14 protein-coding genes are annotated in these 19,685 nt (G+C 72.8%); 7 read left to right on the forward strand and 7 right to left on the reverse strand.

What is annotated here, in order from left to right; all coding sequences use genetic code 11:
• Window positions 1-440: 440 nt before the first annotated feature.
• Together BGM09_RS15540 and BGM09_RS15545 are read right to left on the reverse strand one after the other, a co-directional pair.
• Window positions 441-1,337: an MBL fold metallo-hydrolase gene (locus BGM09_RS15540; protein WP_188282177.1), complete on the reverse strand. Its 897-nt coding sequence runs from the start codon at window positions 1,335-1,337 to the stop codon at window positions 441-443.
• Window positions 1,338-1,360: 23 nt separating this feature from the next.
• Window positions 1,361-2,380, reverse strand: coding sequence for an LLM class flavin-dependent oxidoreductase (locus BGM09_RS15545; protein WP_188282178.1), 1,020 nt, complete (start codon window positions 2,378-2,380; stop codon window positions 1,361-1,363).
• A gap of 169 nt (window positions 2,381-2,549) precedes the next feature.
• Between BGM09_RS15545 and BGM09_RS15550 the strand changes: the two genes are divergently transcribed.
• A complete protein-coding gene (locus BGM09_RS15550; RefSeq protein WP_188282179.1) occupies window positions 2,550-3,881 on the forward strand; it encodes a transglycosylase family protein in 1,332 nt (443 codons plus the stop codon).
• Here the strand turns inward: BGM09_RS15550 and BGM09_RS15555 are convergent.
• From BGM09_RS15555 to BGM09_RS15565, 3 genes are all read right to left on the reverse strand, one after another.
• Window positions 3,863-4,570, reverse strand: a complete 708-nt coding sequence (locus tag BGM09_RS15555) for a phosphatase PAP2 family protein (protein ID WP_317452713.1) — start codon at window positions 4,568-4,570, stop codon at window positions 3,863-3,865. The two genes, BGM09_RS15550 and BGM09_RS15555, sit on opposite strands and share 19 nt — an antisense overlap.
• Window positions 4,571-4,780: 210 nt before the next feature.
• Complete coding sequence (locus BGM09_RS15560) at window positions 4,781-5,785, reverse strand: aldo/keto reductase family protein (protein WP_188282180.1); 1,005 nt, start codon at window positions 5,783-5,785, stop codon at window positions 4,781-4,783.
• Window positions 5,786-5,896: 111 nt separating this feature from the next.
• Window positions 5,897-8,815, reverse strand: a complete 2,919-nt coding sequence (locus BGM09_RS15565; RefSeq protein WP_411158312.1) for a discoidin domain-containing protein — start codon at window positions 8,813-8,815, stop codon at window positions 5,897-5,899.
• A 363-nt stretch (window positions 8,816-9,178) separates the two neighbouring features.
• Between BGM09_RS15565 and BGM09_RS15570 the strand changes: the two genes are divergently transcribed.
• The 3 genes from BGM09_RS15570 (at window position 9,179) to BGM09_RS15580 (ending at window position 13,361) form a co-directional block, all read left to right on the forward strand.
• A complete protein-coding gene (locus BGM09_RS15570) occupies window positions 9,179-10,540 on the forward strand; it encodes a hypothetical protein (RefSeq protein WP_223187024.1) in 1,362 nt (453 codons plus the stop codon).
• A 122-nt stretch (window positions 10,541-10,662) separates the two neighbouring features.
• Window positions 10,663-11,955, forward strand: coding sequence for an AAA family ATPase (locus BGM09_RS15575; protein WP_188282181.1), 1,293 nt, complete (start codon window positions 10,663-10,665; stop codon window positions 11,953-11,955).
• The gene (locus BGM09_RS15580) at window positions 11,952-13,361 is read left to right on the forward strand and encodes a DUF2201 family putative metallopeptidase (protein WP_188282182.1); all 1,410 of its coding nucleotides are present in this window, start codon (window positions 11,952-11,954) and stop codon (window positions 13,359-13,361) included. Before BGM09_RS15575 ends, BGM09_RS15580 begins: the two co-directional genes overlap by 4 nt.
• A gap of 8 nt (window positions 13,362-13,369) precedes the next feature.
• Here BGM09_RS15580 and BGM09_RS15585 read toward each other — a convergent pair whose 3' ends face one another.
• Window positions 13,370-14,083: a hypothetical protein gene (locus tag BGM09_RS15585; RefSeq protein WP_188282183.1), complete on the reverse strand. Its 714-nt coding sequence runs from the start codon at window positions 14,081-14,083 to the stop codon at window positions 13,370-13,372.
• Between the two features lie 283 nt (window positions 14,084-14,366).
• On the opposite strand from BGM09_RS15585, the gene BGM09_RS15590 reads away from it, so the two are divergent.
• Entirely contained in the window at window positions 14,367-15,020 is a 654-nt protein-coding gene (locus BGM09_RS15590; RefSeq protein WP_223187026.1) for an LAETG motif-containing sortase-dependent surface protein, read from the forward strand.
• Between the two features lie 134 nt (window positions 15,021-15,154).
• Here BGM09_RS15590 and BGM09_RS15595 read toward each other — a convergent pair whose 3' ends face one another.
• Window positions 15,155-15,604 (reverse strand): nuclear transport factor 2 family protein, encoded by a 450-nt coding sequence (locus BGM09_RS15595; RefSeq protein WP_188282185.1) that lies wholly within the window; start codon window positions 15,602-15,604, stop codon window positions 15,155-15,157.
• 367 nt (window positions 15,605-15,971) lie between these two features.
• Here BGM09_RS15595 and BGM09_RS15600 point away from each other — a divergent pair, with 367 nt between their 5' ends.
• Both BGM09_RS15600 and BGM09_RS15605 read left to right on the forward strand, forming a co-directional pair.
• The gene (locus BGM09_RS15600) at window positions 15,972-18,746 is read left to right on the forward strand and encodes an alpha/beta fold hydrolase (protein ID WP_188282186.1); all 2,775 of its coding nucleotides are present in this window, start codon (window positions 15,972-15,974) and stop codon (window positions 18,744-18,746) included.
• A gap of 14 nt (window positions 18,747-18,760) precedes the next feature.
• Window positions 18,761-19,645, forward strand: a complete 885-nt coding sequence (locus tag BGM09_RS15605) for an ABC transporter permease (protein ID WP_188282197.1) — start codon at window positions 18,761-18,763, stop codon at window positions 19,643-19,645.
• Window positions 19,646-19,685 lie beyond the last annotated feature (40 nt).

Genomic DNA, 19,685 nt, shown 5'->3' on the forward strand with positions numbered 1-19,685 from the left:
GAGGCGGTCGCGGCGGCGGACACGGTGGCCAGCGCGGTCGCGGCGGCGAGGCAGCAGCCGACGGCCAGGCACCTGGTGACGGCCGCCGAGGCCGCGACGGCGGGAGCGGCGGCGGTCTTACGAGGACGGTCGTGGCGGGACGACGAGGCGCGGAAGACGTTCATGCCGTCACCGTAGGAACGCCGTGGCCGGGTCGGCGCGGCGACGTGACCCATAAGGATGAGACACCGCCGCCACCGGCGTGACGCCCGGGGGCCGACCGGCTGACAGCCGCTCACCGGCCGGTGAGCGAATCCGATGCGCCGTCACATCGTCGGTCCCCGAAGCCCCCTGATCACCCGTCGGACAGCGCCGCGAGCCCCGCCCCGATCGCGGCCTCGTCCAGCGGCGTGGGCGTCGCCGTCAGCTCCCCACGCCTATGACGCCGACGTTGACCGTACTCATGTGCGCTCCGGGTCGAGAGGTTCGGTGCGGGGTTCGATGTGGACGAGGAAGTCGGCGAAGCCGTGGACGCCGGGACGGGCGTCGACCGCGGTCAGCGCCGCGCGCAGGGCGCGCAGGTGGGCCACGTCCATCTGGAGCGGCGGCTCGTCCGGCTGGTGGGTGGTGCCGCGCGGGTAGTCGTCGCCGGGCGTGGTGGTCATCTCGACGTGACAGCCGAGCAGATGGGTGACCGGGTGCCGCTCGCAGAAGGCCAGCAGCCGGTCCACGGTCGCGGTGTACGCGGCCGGGTCGCGGACGTAGAGATGACCGGGGTAGAGGGTGTCGCCGGTGAACAGGATGCCGGTGCGCCGGTCGTGGAGGACGGTGGCGGCGGCTTCGTGCCCGGGGCCCGGCAGCACGTCGAGGACCCGGCCGCCGAGGTCGAACGTGGCGGTGCCCCGCGGCCAGTCCCGCAGCCCGTAGAAGGCCGTCACCGCGTCGAGGTCCGGACCGACCACGACGGTACGGGGCCGGTCGGCGAACTGGGCGTCGCCCGCGATGTGGTCGCCGTGGCCGTGGGTGTGCGCCACCACCAGTTCGTACGCGTCCGGCTCGGTGCCCGGCTGGAGGGCCAGCCATGTCTCGATCGCCGCGTCCACGGTGCGGCGCAGCGGGAAGTGACGGGCGTCGGCGGTGGCGCCGGTGTCCAGCAACAGGGCGCGCTCGGCACCGAAGAGCAGAAAGAGGAAGGGCGCCTCGAAGTGCACCGACATGTTCTGCCGCAGGATCAGGGTGTGTTCGTCGTACGCGTGCACCTGGATCTCCGGCGCCGGGTCGTGCTTGGCCGACGGCCACCCCGCGTGCCAGCGGACGTCGAGGTCGCCGGAGACCGGTTCGATGATCTGTTCGCTCACCTGGTGACCCTAACCCGGCGCTGTCACGCGCCGGCCGGATCTCCCGAGGTGATCACGGCCAGCAACCGGTAGGACTCCAGCAGCTCCGCGCGGTCGTAGGTACTGGTCGTGACGAGGAATTCGTCGGCCGCGCTGCGCTCCAGCAGCGACTCCAGCGCCTTCGCGACGTCCTCGGGCGTGCCGTGCAGATGCCCGGCCATCGCCTCCTCGAAGCGTTCGCGCTCCGGGCCCGTCATCGTGCGCGCGGCCGTCGACTCGTACGGCGCGAGGGCCGGAAAGACGCCGTGCGTACGGGACCAGGCCGTCGACCACGCCTCCGGGACCAGCAGTCTGCGGGCCCGCTCGCCGCTGTCGGCGACCGCGACGGTGCCGGACAGCACGACATAGGGGGCGGCCGACCAGGCGGAGGGGCGGAAAGCGGTGCGGTAGCGGTCCACCGCGCGCAGCATCGCGTCCTCGCCGCGCACGCCGCCGATCACCAGCGGCAGCCCGTGCGCGGCGGCCAGGTCCGCGCCGCTGCCGACGGCCAGCAGGAACACCGGCGGACGCAGCCCCTCGGCGGGCCAGGCGTGCACCTGCGGATGGACCCGCTGGCCGCCGGTGAAGTACCCGAGCAGCTCGTCGATCTGCGCGTCGAACGCGCCCGCCGCCTCCTTGCCGCGGCCCAGCGCCTTGCGGATGCCGTCGGTGAAGCCCACCGACCGCCCGAGACCCATGTCGATCCGGCCCGGGAACAGCGCCTCCAGGACCCCGAACTGCTCGGCCACGACCAGAGGCTGGTGATTGGGCAGCATCACACCGCCGGTGCCGACCCTGATCCGCGAGGTGGCCGCCGCGACCGCCGCCGCGAGCACCGTCGGCGCGGAACCGGCCACGCCGGGCACGCTGTGGTGCTCCGAGACCCAGAAGCGGTGGTAGCCGAGCGCTTCGACCTCCCGCGCGAACGCCACGGTGTCGCGCAGCGCCTGAGCGCCGTCCTGGCCCTCCCTCGTGCGGGAGCGGTCCAGGACGGAGAACGGGGTGTCGCGCAGCGGAGAACTCACGTTCGTTCCAACGCGTACCGGACTCCGTCATTCCCGAACCGCCCGAAACCGAACACTTGTCGTCACCCCTTGTGGCCGAGTGTGTACGGGCCCTATCTTTGGCCCGCCCGGCAATTCGGGCGTACGGCAGCCCAGGCCCCACGGGCCGGTCCTGGAGAGGACTCGTGCTATGCCCTTACGCGGACGTCACCGCCGATACCGCCCCAGCCGCGTATCGCAGGCATCCCTCACCGTCACCGCGGGCGGCGCCGGTCTCGCCCTGCCGCTGATCGGGCTGAGCAGTGCCCACGCGGCCTCCGAGAGCACCTGGGACAAGGTCGCCAACTGCGAGTCCTCGGGCAACTGGCAGATCAACACGGGCAACGGGTACTTCGGCGGGCTCCAGTTCGCCTCCAGCACCTGGAAGTCCTTCGGCGGCGCGGCCTACGCGCCGCGCGCCGACCTCGCGACGAAGAACCAGCAGATAGCCGTCGCCGAGAAGGTGCTGCACAGCCAGGGCCCCGGCGCCTGGCCGGTCTGCTCGGTACGCGCCGGGCTGACCCGTACCGCCGCCAGCGCCTCCCACAAGGTCGAGGTGCCCGCCGCGAAGGTGCGGACCGCGTCCGACCAGGCGCGCAGGACGCCCGCGAAGGCTCCGGTCAGGAGCGAGACCAAGAGCAGCGCGAAGGCACGGGCCAGCTCTCCGGCCAAGGCGCCCGCGAAGAAGACCGCGCCGAAGAGCACGCCGAAGACTACGCAGCCCACATCGGACCCGGGCAAGGACCGTTACACGGTGATGTCGGGCGACACGCTGTCCGGCATCGCCGACGACCACCACGTGGCGGGCGGCTGGCCCCGGCTCTACGCCGACAACCGCTCGGTGGTCGGCGACGACCCCGACCTGATCTTCCCCGGCCAGCGGCTCGACCTGCGGACCCCGGTGGCACAGCCGCAGCACACGACGCAGCGCAAGCCGCAGACCACGACCCACCCCAAGGCGCAGCCGAAGCCGACGCCCAAGGCCACCCCGAAGGCCGCGCCCAAGAAGTCGGTGGCCCCCGCGGGCACCCGCACGCTGGACCGTACGACGAAGCCCGCCGCGGCCCCGACCCACACCGCGTACACCCTGCCGGTCAGCGGCGCGCCGATCGGCACGCCCTACCACGCCTCTGGCTCCAGTTGGGCCAGTGGATACCACACCGGGGTGGACTTCCTGGTCGGCACCGGCACCAGCGTGAAGTCGGTGGCCGCGGGCACCGTGGTGACGGCGGGCTGGGGCGGCAGTTACGGCTACCAGATCGTCATCCGGCACGCGGACGGCGACTACAGCCAGTACGCGCACCTGTCACAGATCTCGGTCAAGGTCGGACAGAAGGTCACCTCCGGCCAGCGGATAGCGCGTTCGGGCTCGACCGGCAACGTCACCGGACCGCATCTGCACTTCGAGATGCGGACGGGACCCGAGTACGGCGACGACATCGACCCGCTGCACTATCTGCGGGCTCACGGCGTCTCGATCTGATCGGACGGGCCGGGTCCACCCGGCCCGCTCCGGCCGGCGAACGTCGTGAGCGGCGGCAGCGCCGCGCTGAGCCAGCAACCGGCGAAGAGCCAGCCGCCGAAGACATCCGTCGGCCAGTGCACGCCCAGATACACCCGGGTGCAGCCGACGGCCAGCGCGACGAGCGCGCACAGCGCGGTGAGCAGCCGCCCGGTGCGGCCCGGCCGCCAGCGCAGCAGCCCCCAGGCCAGCAGCCCGGCGGCCATCGCGCTGGACGCGGTGTGCCCGGAAGGAAACGAGTAACCGGAGGCGTGCGTCGCCCAGTCCGCCGCGGGCGGCCTGGCCCGGTGCAGCGCCATGACCAGCAGCGTGCGTACGGCCTGGCCCGCGAGCAGCACGACGAGCGCGAGCAGCGCCGTGGGCACACCGCGCGAGGTCCGCAGCGCGCCGCGTCCCACGCTGCCGCCGCCCGCCAGCCAGCCGCCCAGTACGGCGGCGAGATACGGGAACGGGCCGGTGCCGAGGTCGGTGACGGTACGGGCCACGGTCACCATGGCGTGCGGCCGGTGCTCCACCGACCAGCGGTGCGGCCCGGTGTCCACCGCGTACGGGGTGCCGTGCCTGGCCACCACCACCCAGGCGAGCACCGCGAAGGCGGCGGCGAACCCGGCCGGGAGCAACACGCGGCGCCACGGCGCGCGGGCGGTCACCGGGGGAGCGGCCCTTCTCGCTCGGTACGCGAATGGCCCGCCCGGCCGCGGGTGTCAGCTTTGTCTACAGGCACGTAGACATACTGTACGCGGCGGCCGGGCGGGCTTCCCCGCGGCGCGATGGATCGGACCGTGTTCCGCGGGTGCGGGTCCGGGTGCGGGTGCGGGTGCGGGTGCGGGTGCGTCTGCGTGTGCCTTGGTCCTCCGGTCCTACGGTCGCGCGGCGGGCGTCATCTGGTGCGTCTTCAGCGGGTCGGTGACCGCGACGGGCTCCAGGACGGCGTCCAGCTTCGCCAGCAGACCCCCGTCCAGCGTCACACCGGCCGCCTTCACGTTCTCCGCGACCTGCTCGGGGCGGGACGCGCCGACGATCGCGGCCGAGACGTTGGGGTTCTGGAGCACCCAGGCGACCGCGAGCTGAGCCGTCGTCAGACCGGCCTCCGCGGCCAGCGGGTGGAGTTGCTGCACCCGCTCCAGCACGTCGTCGTTCATCCAGCGGTCGATCATGTTCGCGCCGCCCTTGGCGTCGGTGGCGCGCGAACCGGCGGGCGGCTGCTGCCCCGGCACGTACTTGCCGGTCAGCACCCCCTGCGCGATCGGCGAGAAGACGATCTGACCGATGCCCAACTCCTCGCAGGCGGGCACCACTTCGGCCTCGATCACGCGCCACAGCGCGGAGTACTGCGGCTGGTTGGAGACCAGCGGGACGCGCAGCTCGCGGGCGAGCGCGTGCCCGCGGCGGATCTGGTCCGCCGTCCACTCCGAGACACCGATGTAGTGCGCCTTGCCGGAGTGCACGACGTCGGCGAACGCCTCCATCGTCTCCTCCAGCGGCGTGAACCGGTCGAACCGGTGCGCCTGGTAGAGGTCGACGTAGTCCGTCTGGAGCCGTCGCAGCGAGCCGTCGATCGACTCCATGATGTGCTTGCGGGACAGACCCCGGTCGTTGCGTCCGGGACCGGTCGGCCAGAAGACCTTGGTGAGGATCTCCAGACCCTCCCGGCGCTCGCCCTTCAGCGCCCGGCCGAGCACCGACTCCGCGCGGGTCTGCGCGTACGTGTCGGCGGTGTCGAAGGTCGTGATCCCCGTGTCCAGCGCCGCCCGCACACACGCGGTCGCCGCGTCCTCCTCCACCTGGGAGCCGTGGGTGAGCCAGTTTCCGTAGGCGATTTCGCTGATGATCAGGCCGCTGCGGCCAAGGTGACGGTATTCCATGGGACCGACTCTAGATCGCCCGCCCGTACCGTCGCGACCGGCGCGAATGCCCCGCCCCGGGGACCCTGACCTACGGGGCCGCCGGGGCGGGGAGTCGGTGCGGTCACCGGGTCAGGAGGCGTAGACCTCCAGCTCGGAGAGCTGGCCCGCCGGCCAGCCGGTGTTCCCGGTGAAGGTGAGCCGCAGGTAGCGGGTGGTGGTCGGGGTCAGGGTCACGGTCGCGGTGTCGGTACCCAGGGTGAAGGTGTAGCCCGCGGACGCCTTGAGCGTGCTGTACGTGTTGTTGTCGGCGGAGCCGAGGACGCTCAGCGTCTCGGTCCTGGTGCCCCAGTTGGCCGGCAGCTTCAGCACCAGCCGGCCGACGGTCTTGGCGGAGCCGAGGTCGACCGTCAGCGACTGCGGGAAGGCGCTGTTGGCGCTCTCCCAGTAGGAGTTGACGTTGCCGTCCACCGCGTTGGCCGCGACGTAGACGTCCGAGTGACCGGTGTCGGTGGCGGTGCGGCCCTGCGCCAGGTTCGGGTTGGCGGGCGGGGTCGTGGGAGGCGTGGTGGGAGGTGTCGTCGGCGGAGTGGTCGGGGGAGTGGTGGGCGGGGTGGTCGGCGTGCCGTCGGCCGCGTAGACCTCGAACTCCGAGATCTGGCCCGCGGACCAGCCGGTGTTGCCGGTGATGTTCAGCCGGACGTACCGGGTGGTGGCCGCGTTGAAGGTCAGCGTGGCCGTGTTGCCCGACGACGGGTTGAAGGTGACGCCGCCGGCGGCCTTCAGCGTGCTCCAGGAGCTGTTGTCCGTCGAACCCAGCACCGACAGGGTCTCGGTACGGGTCGCCCAGTCCGCCGACGGCGGGAGCTTGAGCGTGACCTTGCCGATCGACTTGGCGGCGCCGAGGTCGACGGTCAGCGTCTGCGGGAAGGCGTTGCTGTTGCTCTCCCAGTACGAGGACGCGTTGCCGTCGACGGCGTTGGCCGCCGAGTAGCTCTGCACCGCGGACGAGGCGGTCGCGGGGCGGCCCTGCGCCAGGTTGCCGTTGGCCGGAGTGGTCGGCGGGGTCGTCGGGGGAGTGGTGGGCGGAGTGGTCGGGGGCGTGGTCGGCGGGGTGGTGGGAGGCGTGGTCGTACCGCCGCCACCGCCGGTCGGCACGCCGCCGTTGGTCCAGATCGGGGTCGGCCAGGTGCCGGTGCAGGTCTGCCCGGTGATACCGGAGTTGCCGCCGCCGTCGATGATGTTCAGGCCGGTGCCGACACAGTTGTGGATCGGGGTGGCGGACTGGGCGATGTTCTTCGCCTTGACGTTGATGAACGTCATGTCGGCCGGTGCCTGCGCCTGGATCGCGTAGGTGCCCGCGCCGTCGATGTTGACGTTCTTGAACGTGACGCCCGTGACGCCGCTCTCGATCGACTGGATCGCCTCGTAGGAGCTGTCGAGGATGTCCGTGTCGGTGATCTGGATGTTGGCGTCGACCTTGCCCTGGAGGCCGTCGAACCAGATGGCGCCGACGCCGAACTGCCAGTTGAAGTCGCTGTTACCGGTTCTGATCAGCGTGTTGCGCGCCGCCGTGATGGTGCCCGCGACCGCGGTGCCGGAACCGGCGTTGACCCCCGGGTAGCGGTTGGCGATGTGCAGGCCGCCGCCGTTGGAGATGGTGTCGGCCATCACGTTGTCGGAGATGTTGAAGTCCTTGCCGCCGTACGTGACGATGTTGTTCGCCAGGATCGGCAGCACGACCGTGTTGTGGTCGAAACTGTCGTTCACGTTCGGCACGTTCTCCGGCCAGCCCGCCAGACCGTCGTCACCGGTGTTGCGCACAAAGGTGTTGGTGACCGTGGAGTTGGTGACGCCGATGTGGAAGTTCACACCGTCGGCCGTCGTGTCCAGGATGCGGCTGTTCTTGATGGTGAAGTGGTCCATCGGACCGTCCATCCACGCACCGCACTTGACGTGCTGCAACCACAGGTTGTCGACGGTGGAGTTGGACATCGCACCACCGAGGCCGTTGACCTGGTCGTTGTCCTCGCGCTCGCGGATGTCGCCGATGATGGCGAAGTCCTTGAGGTTGACGTTGGTGCTCGGGCCGCCCTGGTTGGTGTACTTGCCGTAGATTCCGGCCGCGTTGGAGCGGTTCACCGGGTCACGGCCGCCGAGCACGCTGTACCAGGGGCCCGCGCCGACGAGGGTGACCTTGTCGACGATGACGTGGCTGTACAGCGTGAAGTTGCCCTGCGGGATGTATACGGTCTTGCCCTGCGCCTTGCCCGCGTCCACCGCCGCCTGGAACTTGGCGGTGGAGTCCGTGGCACCCGTCGGGTCGGCGCCGAAGTCCGTCACCACGTCGAGCGCGCCGGCGGGCTTGGCGATCGGGGCCGCGACCGTCTCGAAGTCCGCGAGGTCGATGGTGAAGGTCGGGGACTGCGCCGTGGACGTCACCTGCACGCGGATCTTGGTCCCGGCCGGGTACGTGGTCCCGAACATCGTCCGCGACTCGTCGTAGAAGTGGTGCGGGTTGGTGTCGCCCGGGTTGTTGTTGAACGGGTAACCGCCGTAGTACCAACTGTACTTCGAGGTCACCGGCAGGGTCTTGACCGAGGTCCCGTTGGCCTGCACGTCCAGCGTGGCGTCCCTGCCCTTGCCGTCCGCGGTGTCCGGGAGGCTGTAGCGCAGCGACATCGCGTTCGCGGGCGCCGTCAGGGTGAACTCCACGTACTGTCCTGCGGCGCTGAGGGTGACGGCCTGACGGCCCGACGCCTCGGACGGCAGGTGGCCGTAGTAGCGGTCGGGGCCGATCAGCGCGCCGTTGGTATTGGCGTACTCGGCCTCGAGCTCCTTGAACGGCACGTTCGCGCCGCGGCCCGATATGCCGACGGGCGAAGGGGCGGGTACGCCCGCCGCGTGGGCGGCGGGGGCGTTCGCCAAGGTCACGGCGGTCAGCGCGGCTGCCGCGGCCACGGCGAACGACAGCACCGCGGCGGCGCCGCGCTGTCTGACTCTGCGGCTTCTTTGAGGACTCAACTCATGGCTCTGCAATGAGTGCGACACAGGCACACGTCCTTGCGCGTCGAGGGGGGTGAGGGGGTGGAGCTAGGGGGGAACTAGGGGGGAACACCCGGCCGGGCGTGGAGAGACTACGAGGCGATCCGCAGTAAGTCCATGAGTCTGCGCAAAAATGCGATGGCTCCTCGCAATATTCACGACACCTGACCGTCATCGACGGCACCGAACCCCGGAATATCCGCTGTCGGGCGCTCTGTGCCGTCCGTGCACCGGCCGGCCGCACGAGGTCCCGCCCCCGCGCCCGTGGGAAACCGGTCTGGCGCCCGCCACGCGGATCCGTATGATGGGCCCGATGATGAACTTCCTGCCCTGTGGATTGGGGGAATCGTCCGCGCAAGGTGAGTGCTGATGGCACATCACCTCGCGGAAGCGATTCCGGCCCGACTGTTGATGTGGCGGCGCGTACGCGAGTACGCGGTGCCCGAGTCCATGATCGAGAGGGCCGCCGCGCGGAGCGCGGTCGGTGACTGGGCGGGCGCGTGCGCCGCCGCCCGGATCGACGTGGACCTCGATCCCCGCACCGTGCGCGTACGGCACGGCGCCGAATCAGCCGCCCGCCTCAAAGCGGATCTGCGGCGCCTTGCGCCGGATCTGCTGCGCTGGCACATGCCGAGGATCGCGCCCGACGGCCGGTTGCGGCCGGGCGTCACCATCCTCCTCGCGCGGTACGGGAGTTCGGCCGCGCCGTTGGACCTGGTGGTGCGGACGCCGCCTGCCCACGCCGACGCCGGGCAGCGGATGTCGCTGACGCTCCGGGAGGGGCCGGGCGACGGCGCCGCCGCCGAACACCACCCGCACCCCCGTCCCGAGCCCAGGTTCCGGCTCGACCTGCACCGGCATCTCTGGGACGCCCGGCGCAGCTCCGAGCTGGCGCGGCGCTGCGGTACGGACGAAGGTCCGTGGGCCGTGACGCGCTGGGCCGCGGAGGCCGAACTGCTGCTGCGAGCCGAGGGCCGCCCCCGCGGCGCCTTCACCGTGCGGACGGGTGCGCACGGCCGCGCCGCGTACGAACTCGTCGCGCCCGACGACAGCCACGCCCCGACCTTCCGGCCGCTGCGGGAACCACCGCGCTCGCAGGACATCGCGGCACTGCCCGTACTGCCGGAAGCGGCGGCCCGCGTCCTGCCCGACCTGGAGTTGCTACGGGCCGGGCTGATCACGGCCGACCGGCTGCACCCGCTGGTCGCGGCCGCGTTGGCCCCGTACGACACGGCACCCGTGCGAACGCGCGGGCCAGGGCCCGGCGATCCGCACCGGGTGGAGTGCGGCGGCGAGGTCCACCGGATCGCGCTGCGGGACGGGGTGTTGACGGCGGTCGACCACGAACCGGACCAACTGCGCCGCGAGGAACTGCTGGTGGCGCTCGGCGGACCACCGCTGCCCTGCCTGCGCGCGATCGATGCCGTGCACCGCGAGCCCGAGGCGCTGCCCGCCGTTCGGGACCGGCTGACGCACGGTGACGTGAGCGGCGCGCTCGCCGTGGTCGAAGGGTTGCTCGGACCGCTGGCGACGCTCCGCGACGGCCCGCTCCGCGAGGAACTGGAGTCGGCCGCCGCGCGCCGCATCGACCACGGAATCTTCCGCGCGGGGCTGGTCCCCGTCCATCCCGCCGCCGCGTGGCGCGGCCCCAGGCCGCGCCACGACAAGGCATGGACCCTGCCCGGCAAACGGCGCATCAGGACCCGGCCCCGCGCCGGGATGTTCTGCTGATCCGCCGACCGTCGGCCACCCCTTCCCCTCTCGCCTTCACACGGCGCCTTTCGGCGCCGCACACCTCAACGACCCCTCGGAACGGGCCGTCCCGTTCCCCCGAGCTGCCCCAGGTGATGCCCATGACGTCCAGCACCCTTCTGCCCGCGCCCGCCGAAGCCCCAGGACCCGGTCCCGCCGCCCCTGCCGCCGATCCTCAACTCGTCGTCGCCGAAAGTCTTCTGACGCTCCTTCGGACCAGCACCACCGAACCCCGCCCCGACGAACAGCTCGAAGCGCTCGCGCTGGCCGTCGCGGCCGACCTGCCCGTACTGCTCTGGGGCGAGCCCGGCATCGGGAAGACCGCGGCGCTGACGCAGCTCGCCGTCTCCCTCGACCTGCCGCTGACGACCGTGATCGCCAGCGTCCACGAACCCACCGACTTCTCCGGGCTGCCCATCGTCGGCGACGACCCCGCCGTACAAGGGGTGCCGATGGCCCCGCCGCAGTGGGCGGTGGAACTGGTCCGCGCCGGGCGCGGACTGCTCTTCCTCGACGAACTGTCCACCGCCACACCGGCCGTGCAGGCCGCACTCCTCCGCGTCGTGCTGGAACGGCGGGTCGGCGCGCTTCAACTGCCGCCCGGCGTAAGGATCGTGGCCGCCGCGAACCCGCGCGCTTCGGCGGCCGACGGTTGGGAGCTGAGCCCGCCGCTGGCCAACCGCTTCGTGCACCTGTCCTGGGTGCACGACCGCGAGGTGGTCGTCCGCGGCCTCGGCGGCGTCTGGCCGTGCCCCGAACTCCCCACGCTCGTACCGGAGTCGCTGCCCGGCGCCGTCGCCCTCGCGCGGCGCGCGGTCTGCGGCTTCCTGGAGGCCAGGCCGACGCTGATCCACCGGCTGCCGACCACCGAGACGCGGCGCGGCGGCGCCTGGCCCTCGCCCCGCAGTTGGGAGGCGGCCCTGACACTGCTGGCGTTCGGCACCGCGGCCTCCGTGTCCCGCGAGGTGCTGGCGCTGCTGGTGCGGGGCGCCGTGGGAGACGGCCCCGGACTCGAACTCCTCGCGCATCTGGACCGGATGGACCTGCCGGACCCCGAGGCGCTGATGGCCGACCCGCCCACCGCGGAACTGCCCGAACGCGGCGATCTGCGGCAGGCCGCGCTGGAAGCGGTTGTCGCCGCCGTCGGGGCGCGGCCGGAACGGGCCCGCTGGGAGGCGGGCTGGGCCGTCCTGGTGCGGGCGCTGGAGAGCGGCGCCCCCGACCTGCTGGTCGCGCCCGCGACCGCGTTGGCAGGGCTGCGCCGCGACGGCTGGGAGATCCCCGCCGCTGTGGAGCGGCTGACCGCGGTGATCGGCCTGGCCCGGCGCGCGGACCGGTCGATGGGCCGCGCCGCGGAGGCCGAGGCGGCGCGGACCGAGCGGGTGGGCCGATGACGGGGACCGCGAAGCGCCCATGGCCCGTGACCGCCAAGCCGTACCCGATGCCCCGGCCCGCGCCACCACGGCCGGTACGGATCACGGGCACCGGGCGGCGGGCCGCGGACGGGCCGTACGGGCGGGCGTACCAGCGGCCGTACGAGCCCGGACTCCCGCTGGACACCGAGAAGTTGCTCGTCGCGCGCCTCCACGCGGTCAAGGCCCGCCCGTATCTCGCCAGCGCGCTCTTCGCGCTGCACGTGGTCGAGGACCGGTCGGTGCCGACGATGGCGGTCGACGCGTACTGGCGCTGCTACGTCTCGCCCGGTTTCGTCGCGCGCACTCCCACCGAGGAGTTGGCGGGCGTCTGGGTGCACGAGGTCTCCCATCTGCTGAGGGACCACCACGGGCGCGGCGAGCGGTACGCGCGCGAGTACGAGGAGCACGGGCCGGGGGAGGGGAGCGGTCCGGCGGGACCGTCGGCCGAGGGACTGGGCAGGCTGCGGCGCAACATCGCCGCCGACTTCGAGATCAACGACGACATCTACGGCGAGGGGCTGCCCATGCCCACCGGCGCGGTGCTGCCGTCGATGCTTGACCTGCCCAGCGGCCTGCTGATGGAGGAGTACCTGCGGCGCGCCTCGCTCGCCGGGCTCGCCGCGGAACTGGCCTGGCTGGACTGCGGCAGCGGCGCCGACGGGCAGCTCAGGCCCTGGGAGTTGGGGCCGGACGGCGCGCACGGGCTGAGCAGGCAGCAGCGGGACGCGGTCCGCTTCCGGGTCGCGGAGGGCGTCAAGGGTCGGCCGGGTGAGGCGCCCGAGGGCTGGCGGCGCTGGGCGGAGGATGCGTTCCATCCGCCGCAGCCCTGGCGGCAGTTGCTCGGTGCCGCGCTCCGCTCGGCGGCGGCCTCGCCCGGAGGGGGCGACAACCACAGCTACCGGCGGCCCTCACGGCGCTCGGCCGCCGTCCCCGGAGTGCTGCTGCCGAGCCTGCGCCGTACGCCACCCCACGTCTGTGTCGTCATCGACACATCGGGGTCGGTCAGCGACGCGGAGTTGGGCGGCGCGCTGCTCGAAGTGGCCGCCATCGCACGGGCGGTGGGCGGGCGGCGCGATCTGGTCTCGGTGATCTCCTGCGACGCGGCGGCCGGTGTGGCGGTGCCGATCTGCCGGGCCGAGAGCATCGAACTGATCGGTGGCGGCGGTACGGATCTGCGCTCCGGGTTCGCCCGCGCGCTACGGTCCAGGCCCCGCCCGGACGTGATCGTCGCCCTGACGGACGGTCAGACGCCGTGGCCCTCCGCGCAACCGCCCTGCCGTACCGTCGTCGGCCTCTTCCCCCGCCCGTCCGAGGCGGACGAGGACGACGACTATTACGTGCCCGCCACGCCGCCGTCCTGGGCGCGTGTCGTCACCATCGGCTGATCAACCGCTCAGCGGCGGGGCGCCGTTCGGCGCGGGGAGGTGAGGAGGAAGGGGCGGGTGGCGCGGTCGCGGTGCCGGGTGGACTGCCAGCCGCGGGCGTCGAGGAGCGCGGCGCACTCCGCGAGGCGGTCCGCGGCCTCGTCGGGGGAGGCCGCGCCGCGCCAGGACACCTCGACGGCGCCGTCCTGCGTGGACGGTGTGACCGTGTAACCGTCGGGGGCCGGCGGACAGCCCGCCGCTTCGAGGGCCAACGCCACGGCGTGTACGAGCCGTTCGCGCTCCCACGGCGCGGGTACATCGGTCACGCCGTCGAGGAGTACCGCCCGGATTCCCAGCAGGCCCTCCCACGCCGCGGCCACCTCGGCCGCCCGAGCGGGACCGCGGCCGGGCGCCACCGTCCCCGTACCGTCGTCCGCCGTGAAAGTGCCGTCGGAGACCGCGGGCGGCTCCACGGCGTCCGCCTCCCGTGCCGCTTCCCGCGCGGCCTCCCGTGCCGCTTCCCGCGCGGCCTCCCGTGCCGCTTCGGCCGCCGCCAGCGCGGCGCGCTGCCGCAGACCCTCTTGGGACAGGTAGTACGTGTGGTGGCCGCTGCGGCCGTGCGGCACCGCGAGACCCGCCGCCGCCAGCGCCGCGCAGACGTCGGCGCGCGCCGAGAGCCGGCCGGTCGACGGATCGGAGCCGGCAACCGCCCTCCGCTGGGCGGGGGTCAGCGCCTTGGCCATGCGACCTGCCTCCTTCCGCCTGACGTGCCCCGTACTGTCTCCCGCACGGTACCGCCCGCGGCCGACACGACCCGCGCGCCGCGACCGGTGGGCCCCCGGGCGGGCGCCCGGTGATCGAATCCCCTGGAATTGCAGGTGAATTGATACGGCCCCCGTAATGGCGGGGGGCGGTCGACGGGCGGAATTCGGCGGGGTGTAGGGTCCCGGTCCCCGTAGTTATGGCGGACGGGGGCGTCGCCAGGGAGTCGGAGAACACAGCGAAATTCAGGGAGGATTCATGCACATGACGCGCCAGAGCCGCAGGCGCTCCGGTGTCATAGCGGGCGCCGGAATGGCGGCGCTCATCGGGTCGGCCGTACTGGCCGCGCCCGCATCGGCACACACCCCCAACTGGTCAGTGGACTGTGACTCGGTCTCGGTCCACCTCACCGCCTACAACGGCCGGGTCACCAACTCGGTGACCGTCTCCGTGGACGGCGGCGCCGTACTCGCGAGCAATGAGTCGTTCGGCAGCAGTTACGACTTCACGGGCGCGCTGCCCGACCACAGCACCGCGATCAAGGTGCACCTGGTCGTGAAGGCGGGCGACGGCAAGCAGTACGGCAGGGACGAGTACAAGACGTCCGAGCCGTGCGAGAAGCCGCCGACCGCGCCGCCCACCACGCCCGAGACGTCGCCGCCCACCACCGCGCCGCCGAGCCAGACGCCGACCACCCCGGCGTCCGAGACGCCCACCGCGCCGCCGACCACTCCCGAGACGACCGCCACCTCGAACGCCCCGGTCGTGCAGGCCAGCACCTCCCCGGCCTCCGGTGACCTGGCCGAGACCGGAAGCTCCAGCGCGACGCCGATGATCGCGGGCATCGCCGCGGCCGTCGTCGCCGCGGGCGCGGGCCTGCTCGTCTTCAACCGCAGGCGCGGCGCGGCACACCGCTGATCCGCCGCACCACCGGCCGCCCGTCCCACGGGCGGCGTCCCGGCGCGGTGGCCGACGTACCCACGTCGGCCACCGCGCCGCGGCGGTTCACGCACACGTCACGAACCGGGTACGTCCGGCAGGCGGCCGGCCGGTCACGCCTCCACGGAGCCCGGCGCCCGGTACATGTACGACGTCTCCTGCCGGCGCGAGGAGATCCGCCAACCGCCGCCGTCCCGCGCGAAATCGTCCACGTACCAGAAGCCGCACAGCAGCACACCGCGCTCCGCGGCCTTGCCGCCCTCGGGAAGCACGAGCGGGTTGAGGCACATGGTGCGGCCCGTCGCGCGGTCCCCGTCGAGCCGGATCGCGCAATTCCCGAGCAAATGCTGATATCCGGGAAAACGCGGCATGACGGCCGCGAGGAATTCCTTGATCTCCGGCAGAGTTCCGCGCGGTCCGCCGGTCGCCGTGTAGTCGAGGACCGCGTCCTTGGTGAAGACCGCGTCCAGCAGCGGCCATTGGCCGGTGTCCACCGCGTGGCTGTATTCGATCAACAGATCCTGGATTTCCAGCCGGTCGGAGATATCGCCGAGCGAGAGCATGCGGCCCCTCCTGCCCGCGCCCGGACGGACGCGTGGGCACCGCATGGATGGCATGCGCCATCGCAGAAGTCAAGACACCTGACAGGCGCGGAGTATGGGAATACCCGGAGAACCCCCCGCCCACGTCCGGTCGGCGGCCCGTGCCGCCTAGGGCGTGTCCGCAAGGTCTCGTCGTTCGCCCGGAGGGCGGGGCTGGCGGTGTCTGGTGCGTGCGATCGGCAATGGCGGTGGGGGCACCCCCGGACGGAGTCTGGGGGAGGTCGTCCTCATAGTGGGCCTATTCGGATGAGCCCGACAACGCAGCGAGCGTGCGTGCCAGGCGCCGCCAGCCAGACGAGACCTTGCGGACACGCCCTAGGATCGGGGGATGGATCTTCGATGGCCGCGACGTAAGAGGTGGTTCGCCGCCGCGGGGGCGCTCGTGGTGCTGGTGGCGGGCGGCGTCGCGGTCGGTACGGCGACCGCGTCCGGTGACGGCGGCTCGGTGCACCGCAGCGACGCGATGCTCGACGGCGCCGGGGGCGTACGCCTGGACACCTCGTACTTCACCTCGGGCGGTCCCGGCCGGCGGCCCGCCGTACTGCTCGGGCACGGCTTCGGCGGCAGCAAGGACGACGTGCGCGGGCAGGCCGAAGCGCTCGCCCGGCACGGCTACGCCGTACTGACCTGGTCCGCGCGCGGCTTCGGCCACTCCACCGGACGCATCGGGCTCAACGCGCCGGACGGCGAGGTCGCCGACGTCGGCAAGCTCGTCGACTGGCTCGCGGACCGCCCCGACGTGCGGCTCGACGCGCCGGGCGACCCGCGGGTCGGCATCTCCGGCGTCTCGTACGGCGGCGCGATCTCCCTGCTCGCCGCCGGTTACGACAAGCGCGTCGACGCCATCGCGCCGCGTATGACGTACTGGAATCTGAGCGACGCGCTCTTCCCGAACGACGTCTACAAGAAACTGTGGGCCGGCATCTTCTTCTCCAGCGGCTCCACCCCGCTGGACGCGGCACCGGGCGGCGACCAGACCCCGGGCACGGGCACAGGCACGGGCACAAGCACAGGCACGCCCGCCCCCACCGGAGCCCCCACCGGAGCCCCCACCGGAGCCCCCACGACCGGTGCCCCCGCCGCCGACCCCCTCTGCGGCCGGTTCGAACCATCCGTCTGCGCGCTCTACCAACGCGTGGCCCAGGCAGGAAAGCCCGACGCCGCCGCCCGCGCGCAGCTCGACGCGCTCAGCCCGTCCGCGGTCGGCTCCCGTATCAAGGTCCCCGCGCTGATCGTGCAGGGCCAGACCGACTCGCTGTTCACGCTCGCCCAGTCCGACGCGATGGCCAAGGCGATCAGGGCCAACGGCGCACCCGTCACCGTCGACTGGATCGCGGGCGGACACGACGGCGGGAACACCGAGAACGGCAGGATCGACAAGCGGGTCACCGCCTGGTTCGACCACTACCTCAAGGGCGAGACGTCCACGGGCACAGGACCCGCCTTCCGCGTCACCCGCACCGGCGGCCTCAACTCCACCGACGGCAGCGTCACCCTGCGCGGCGCGAGCGGCGACAGCTACCCCGGCCTCGACGGATCGGGCAGTCGGAAGATCGCGCTTGCCGGCTCCACGCAGCGGATCACCAACCCGGCGGGCGGCGCCCCGCCCGCGATCTCCGCCGTCCCCGGCCTCGGCGCGCTCACCCAGCTCTCCTCGCTCGGCGCCGGCATCTCCCTGGACTTCCCCGGCCAGATCGCGGTGTTCGAGTCCGCGCCGCTGCGGGACGGCGCCCAGCTCACCGGAGCGCCGTCGGTGCGGGTGAAGGTCGCCACCGACGCGCCCGACGCCGTGCTCTTCGCGAAGCTCTACGACGTCACGCCCGGCGGCAAGGAGACCCTGCCCGCCTCGCTCGCCGCCCCCGTACGCGTTGTCGGGTCCCGGCAGGGCGCCACCGTCACGCTCCGACTGCCCGCCGTCGACCACGACTTCGCGGCCGGGCACCGACTGCGCGTGGTGCTGTCCACCACCGACCTCGGCTACGCCTCCCCGGCCGCGCCCGCGGCCCTGACCGTCTCCCTCGCGTCGCCGACGCTCACCCTGCCCACCGACACCGGGCTCGGCGCCGACGCCACCTCGGTCGCGTGGTGGGCGTGGGCACTGCCGCTGATCGCGCTGGCCGTGGCCGCCGTCCTGCTGCTCACCGGCCGCCGCCGGGTCCGCCCGCGCCCGGCCGACCCGGCGCTCGCCGCGGTGCCGTTGCAGATCACCGGCCTCAGCAAGCGGTACGCGAAGTCCGTCGACCAGTACGCCGTGCGCGACCTGTCCTTCCGCGTCGAACCCGGCCAGGTGCTCGGTCTGCTCGGGCCGAACGGCGCGGGCAAGACCACCACCTTGCGGATGCTGATGGGCCTGATCCGCCCCGACGAGGGCGAGATCCGGGTGTTCGGCGAGGCGGTACGGCCCGGCGCGCCCGTGCTGTCCCGGCTCGGCGCGTTCGTGGAGGGCGCCGGTTTCCTGCCGCATCTGTCCGGCCGCGCCAACCTCGACCTGTACTGGCAGGCCACCGGGCGTCCCGCGCAGGACGCCCACCTGGCGGAGGCCCTGGAGATCGCGGGCCTCGGCGACGCGCTGGAACGGGCCGTGCGCACGTACTCGCAGGGCATGCGGCAGCGGCTGGCCATCGCGCAGGCCATGCTCGGCCTGCCCGACCTGCTGATCCTCGACGAGCCGACCAACGGACTCGACCCGCCGCAGATCCGCGAGATGCGCGAGGTGCTGATCCGCTACGCGGAGGCGGGCCGGACCGTGATCGTCTCCAGCCACCTGCTGGCCGAGGTCGAACAGACCTGTACGCATCTGGTGGTCATGGACCGCGGGCGGCTGGTCACGGCAGGTCCCGTCGCCGACATCATCGGCTCGGCGGACACCGTGCTGGTCGGGGTCGACGGCGAACTGCCGCAGAGCGCGGTCGAGAAGGTCGCCGCGCTGCCCGGGGTCGCCACCGCGGTCCGCGAGGAGGACGGTCTGCTCGCGGTGCTCGACGGCCTGACCCCGGCGCAATTCGTGGCCGAACTCGTCCGTCTCGACGTGCCCGTGGCCCAGGTCGGGCCGCACCGCCGCCTGGAGGACGCCTTCCTGACCCTGATCGGAGGCTCCTCGTGAGCGCCGCACCCGCCATGCCCGCCCCCGCGCCCGCCCCGGACGGGTCCCCGGCCCGCGCCACCGCGCCCGGCTACCGCCCCGGCCGTACGCTGCGGCTGCGCGTCGAGGCCAGGCGGCAGTTGCGCAGGCGCCGCACGATGATCGTGGCCGCGCTGCTCGCGGCCCTGCCGTTCATCCTGATCGCCGCCTTCGCGATCGGCGGCACCCCGAGCGGCGAGGGCAGGAACGGCCCGACGCTGATCGACACCGCAACCGCCTCTGGCGCCAACTTCTGCGCGACCTGCCTGTTCGTCTCCGCGGGCTTCGTCCTGGTCGTACCGGTCGCGCTCTTCTGCGGCGACACCGTGGCCTCGGAGGCGGGCTGGTCCTCGCTGCGCTATCTGCTGGCCGCGCCCGTGCCGCGCACCAGGCTGCTGGCCGTGAAGCTCACCGTGGCGCTCGGCTTCAGCGCGGTCGCGCTCGTCCTGCTGCCCGCGGTCGCGCTCGTGGCGGGCACCGTCGCGTACGGCTGGGGGGACCTGGAACTGCCGACCGGCGGGGCGCTGGCGTCCGGTGAGGCGCTGCCGCGGCTGGCCGTCGCCGTGATCTACATCTTCGTCAGCCAGCTCGTCACGGCCGCGCTCGCCTTCTGGCTCTCCACGGTCACCGACGCGCCGCTGGGCGCGGTCGGCGGCGCGGTGGGCCTCACCATCGTCGGCAATGTGCTGGACGCCGTCACCGCGCTCGGGCGGTGGCGCGACGTGCTGCCCGCGCACTGGCAGTTCTCCTGGGCGGACGCGCTCCAGCCGACGATGGAGTGGTCCGGCATGCTCCAGGGCACCTCGGTGTCGGTCTCGTACGCGATCGTGCTGACCGCGCTGGCCTTCCGCGGCTTCCGCACGAAGGACATCGTGTCCTGATCCGCAGTCGGCCGGCCCGCTGTCTTATGACGCCGCCCCA

Source organism: Streptomyces sp. CBMA29, assembly GCF_014596445.1.
Lineage (GTDB): Bacteria > Actinomycetota > Actinomycetes > Streptomycetales > Streptomycetaceae > Actinacidiphila.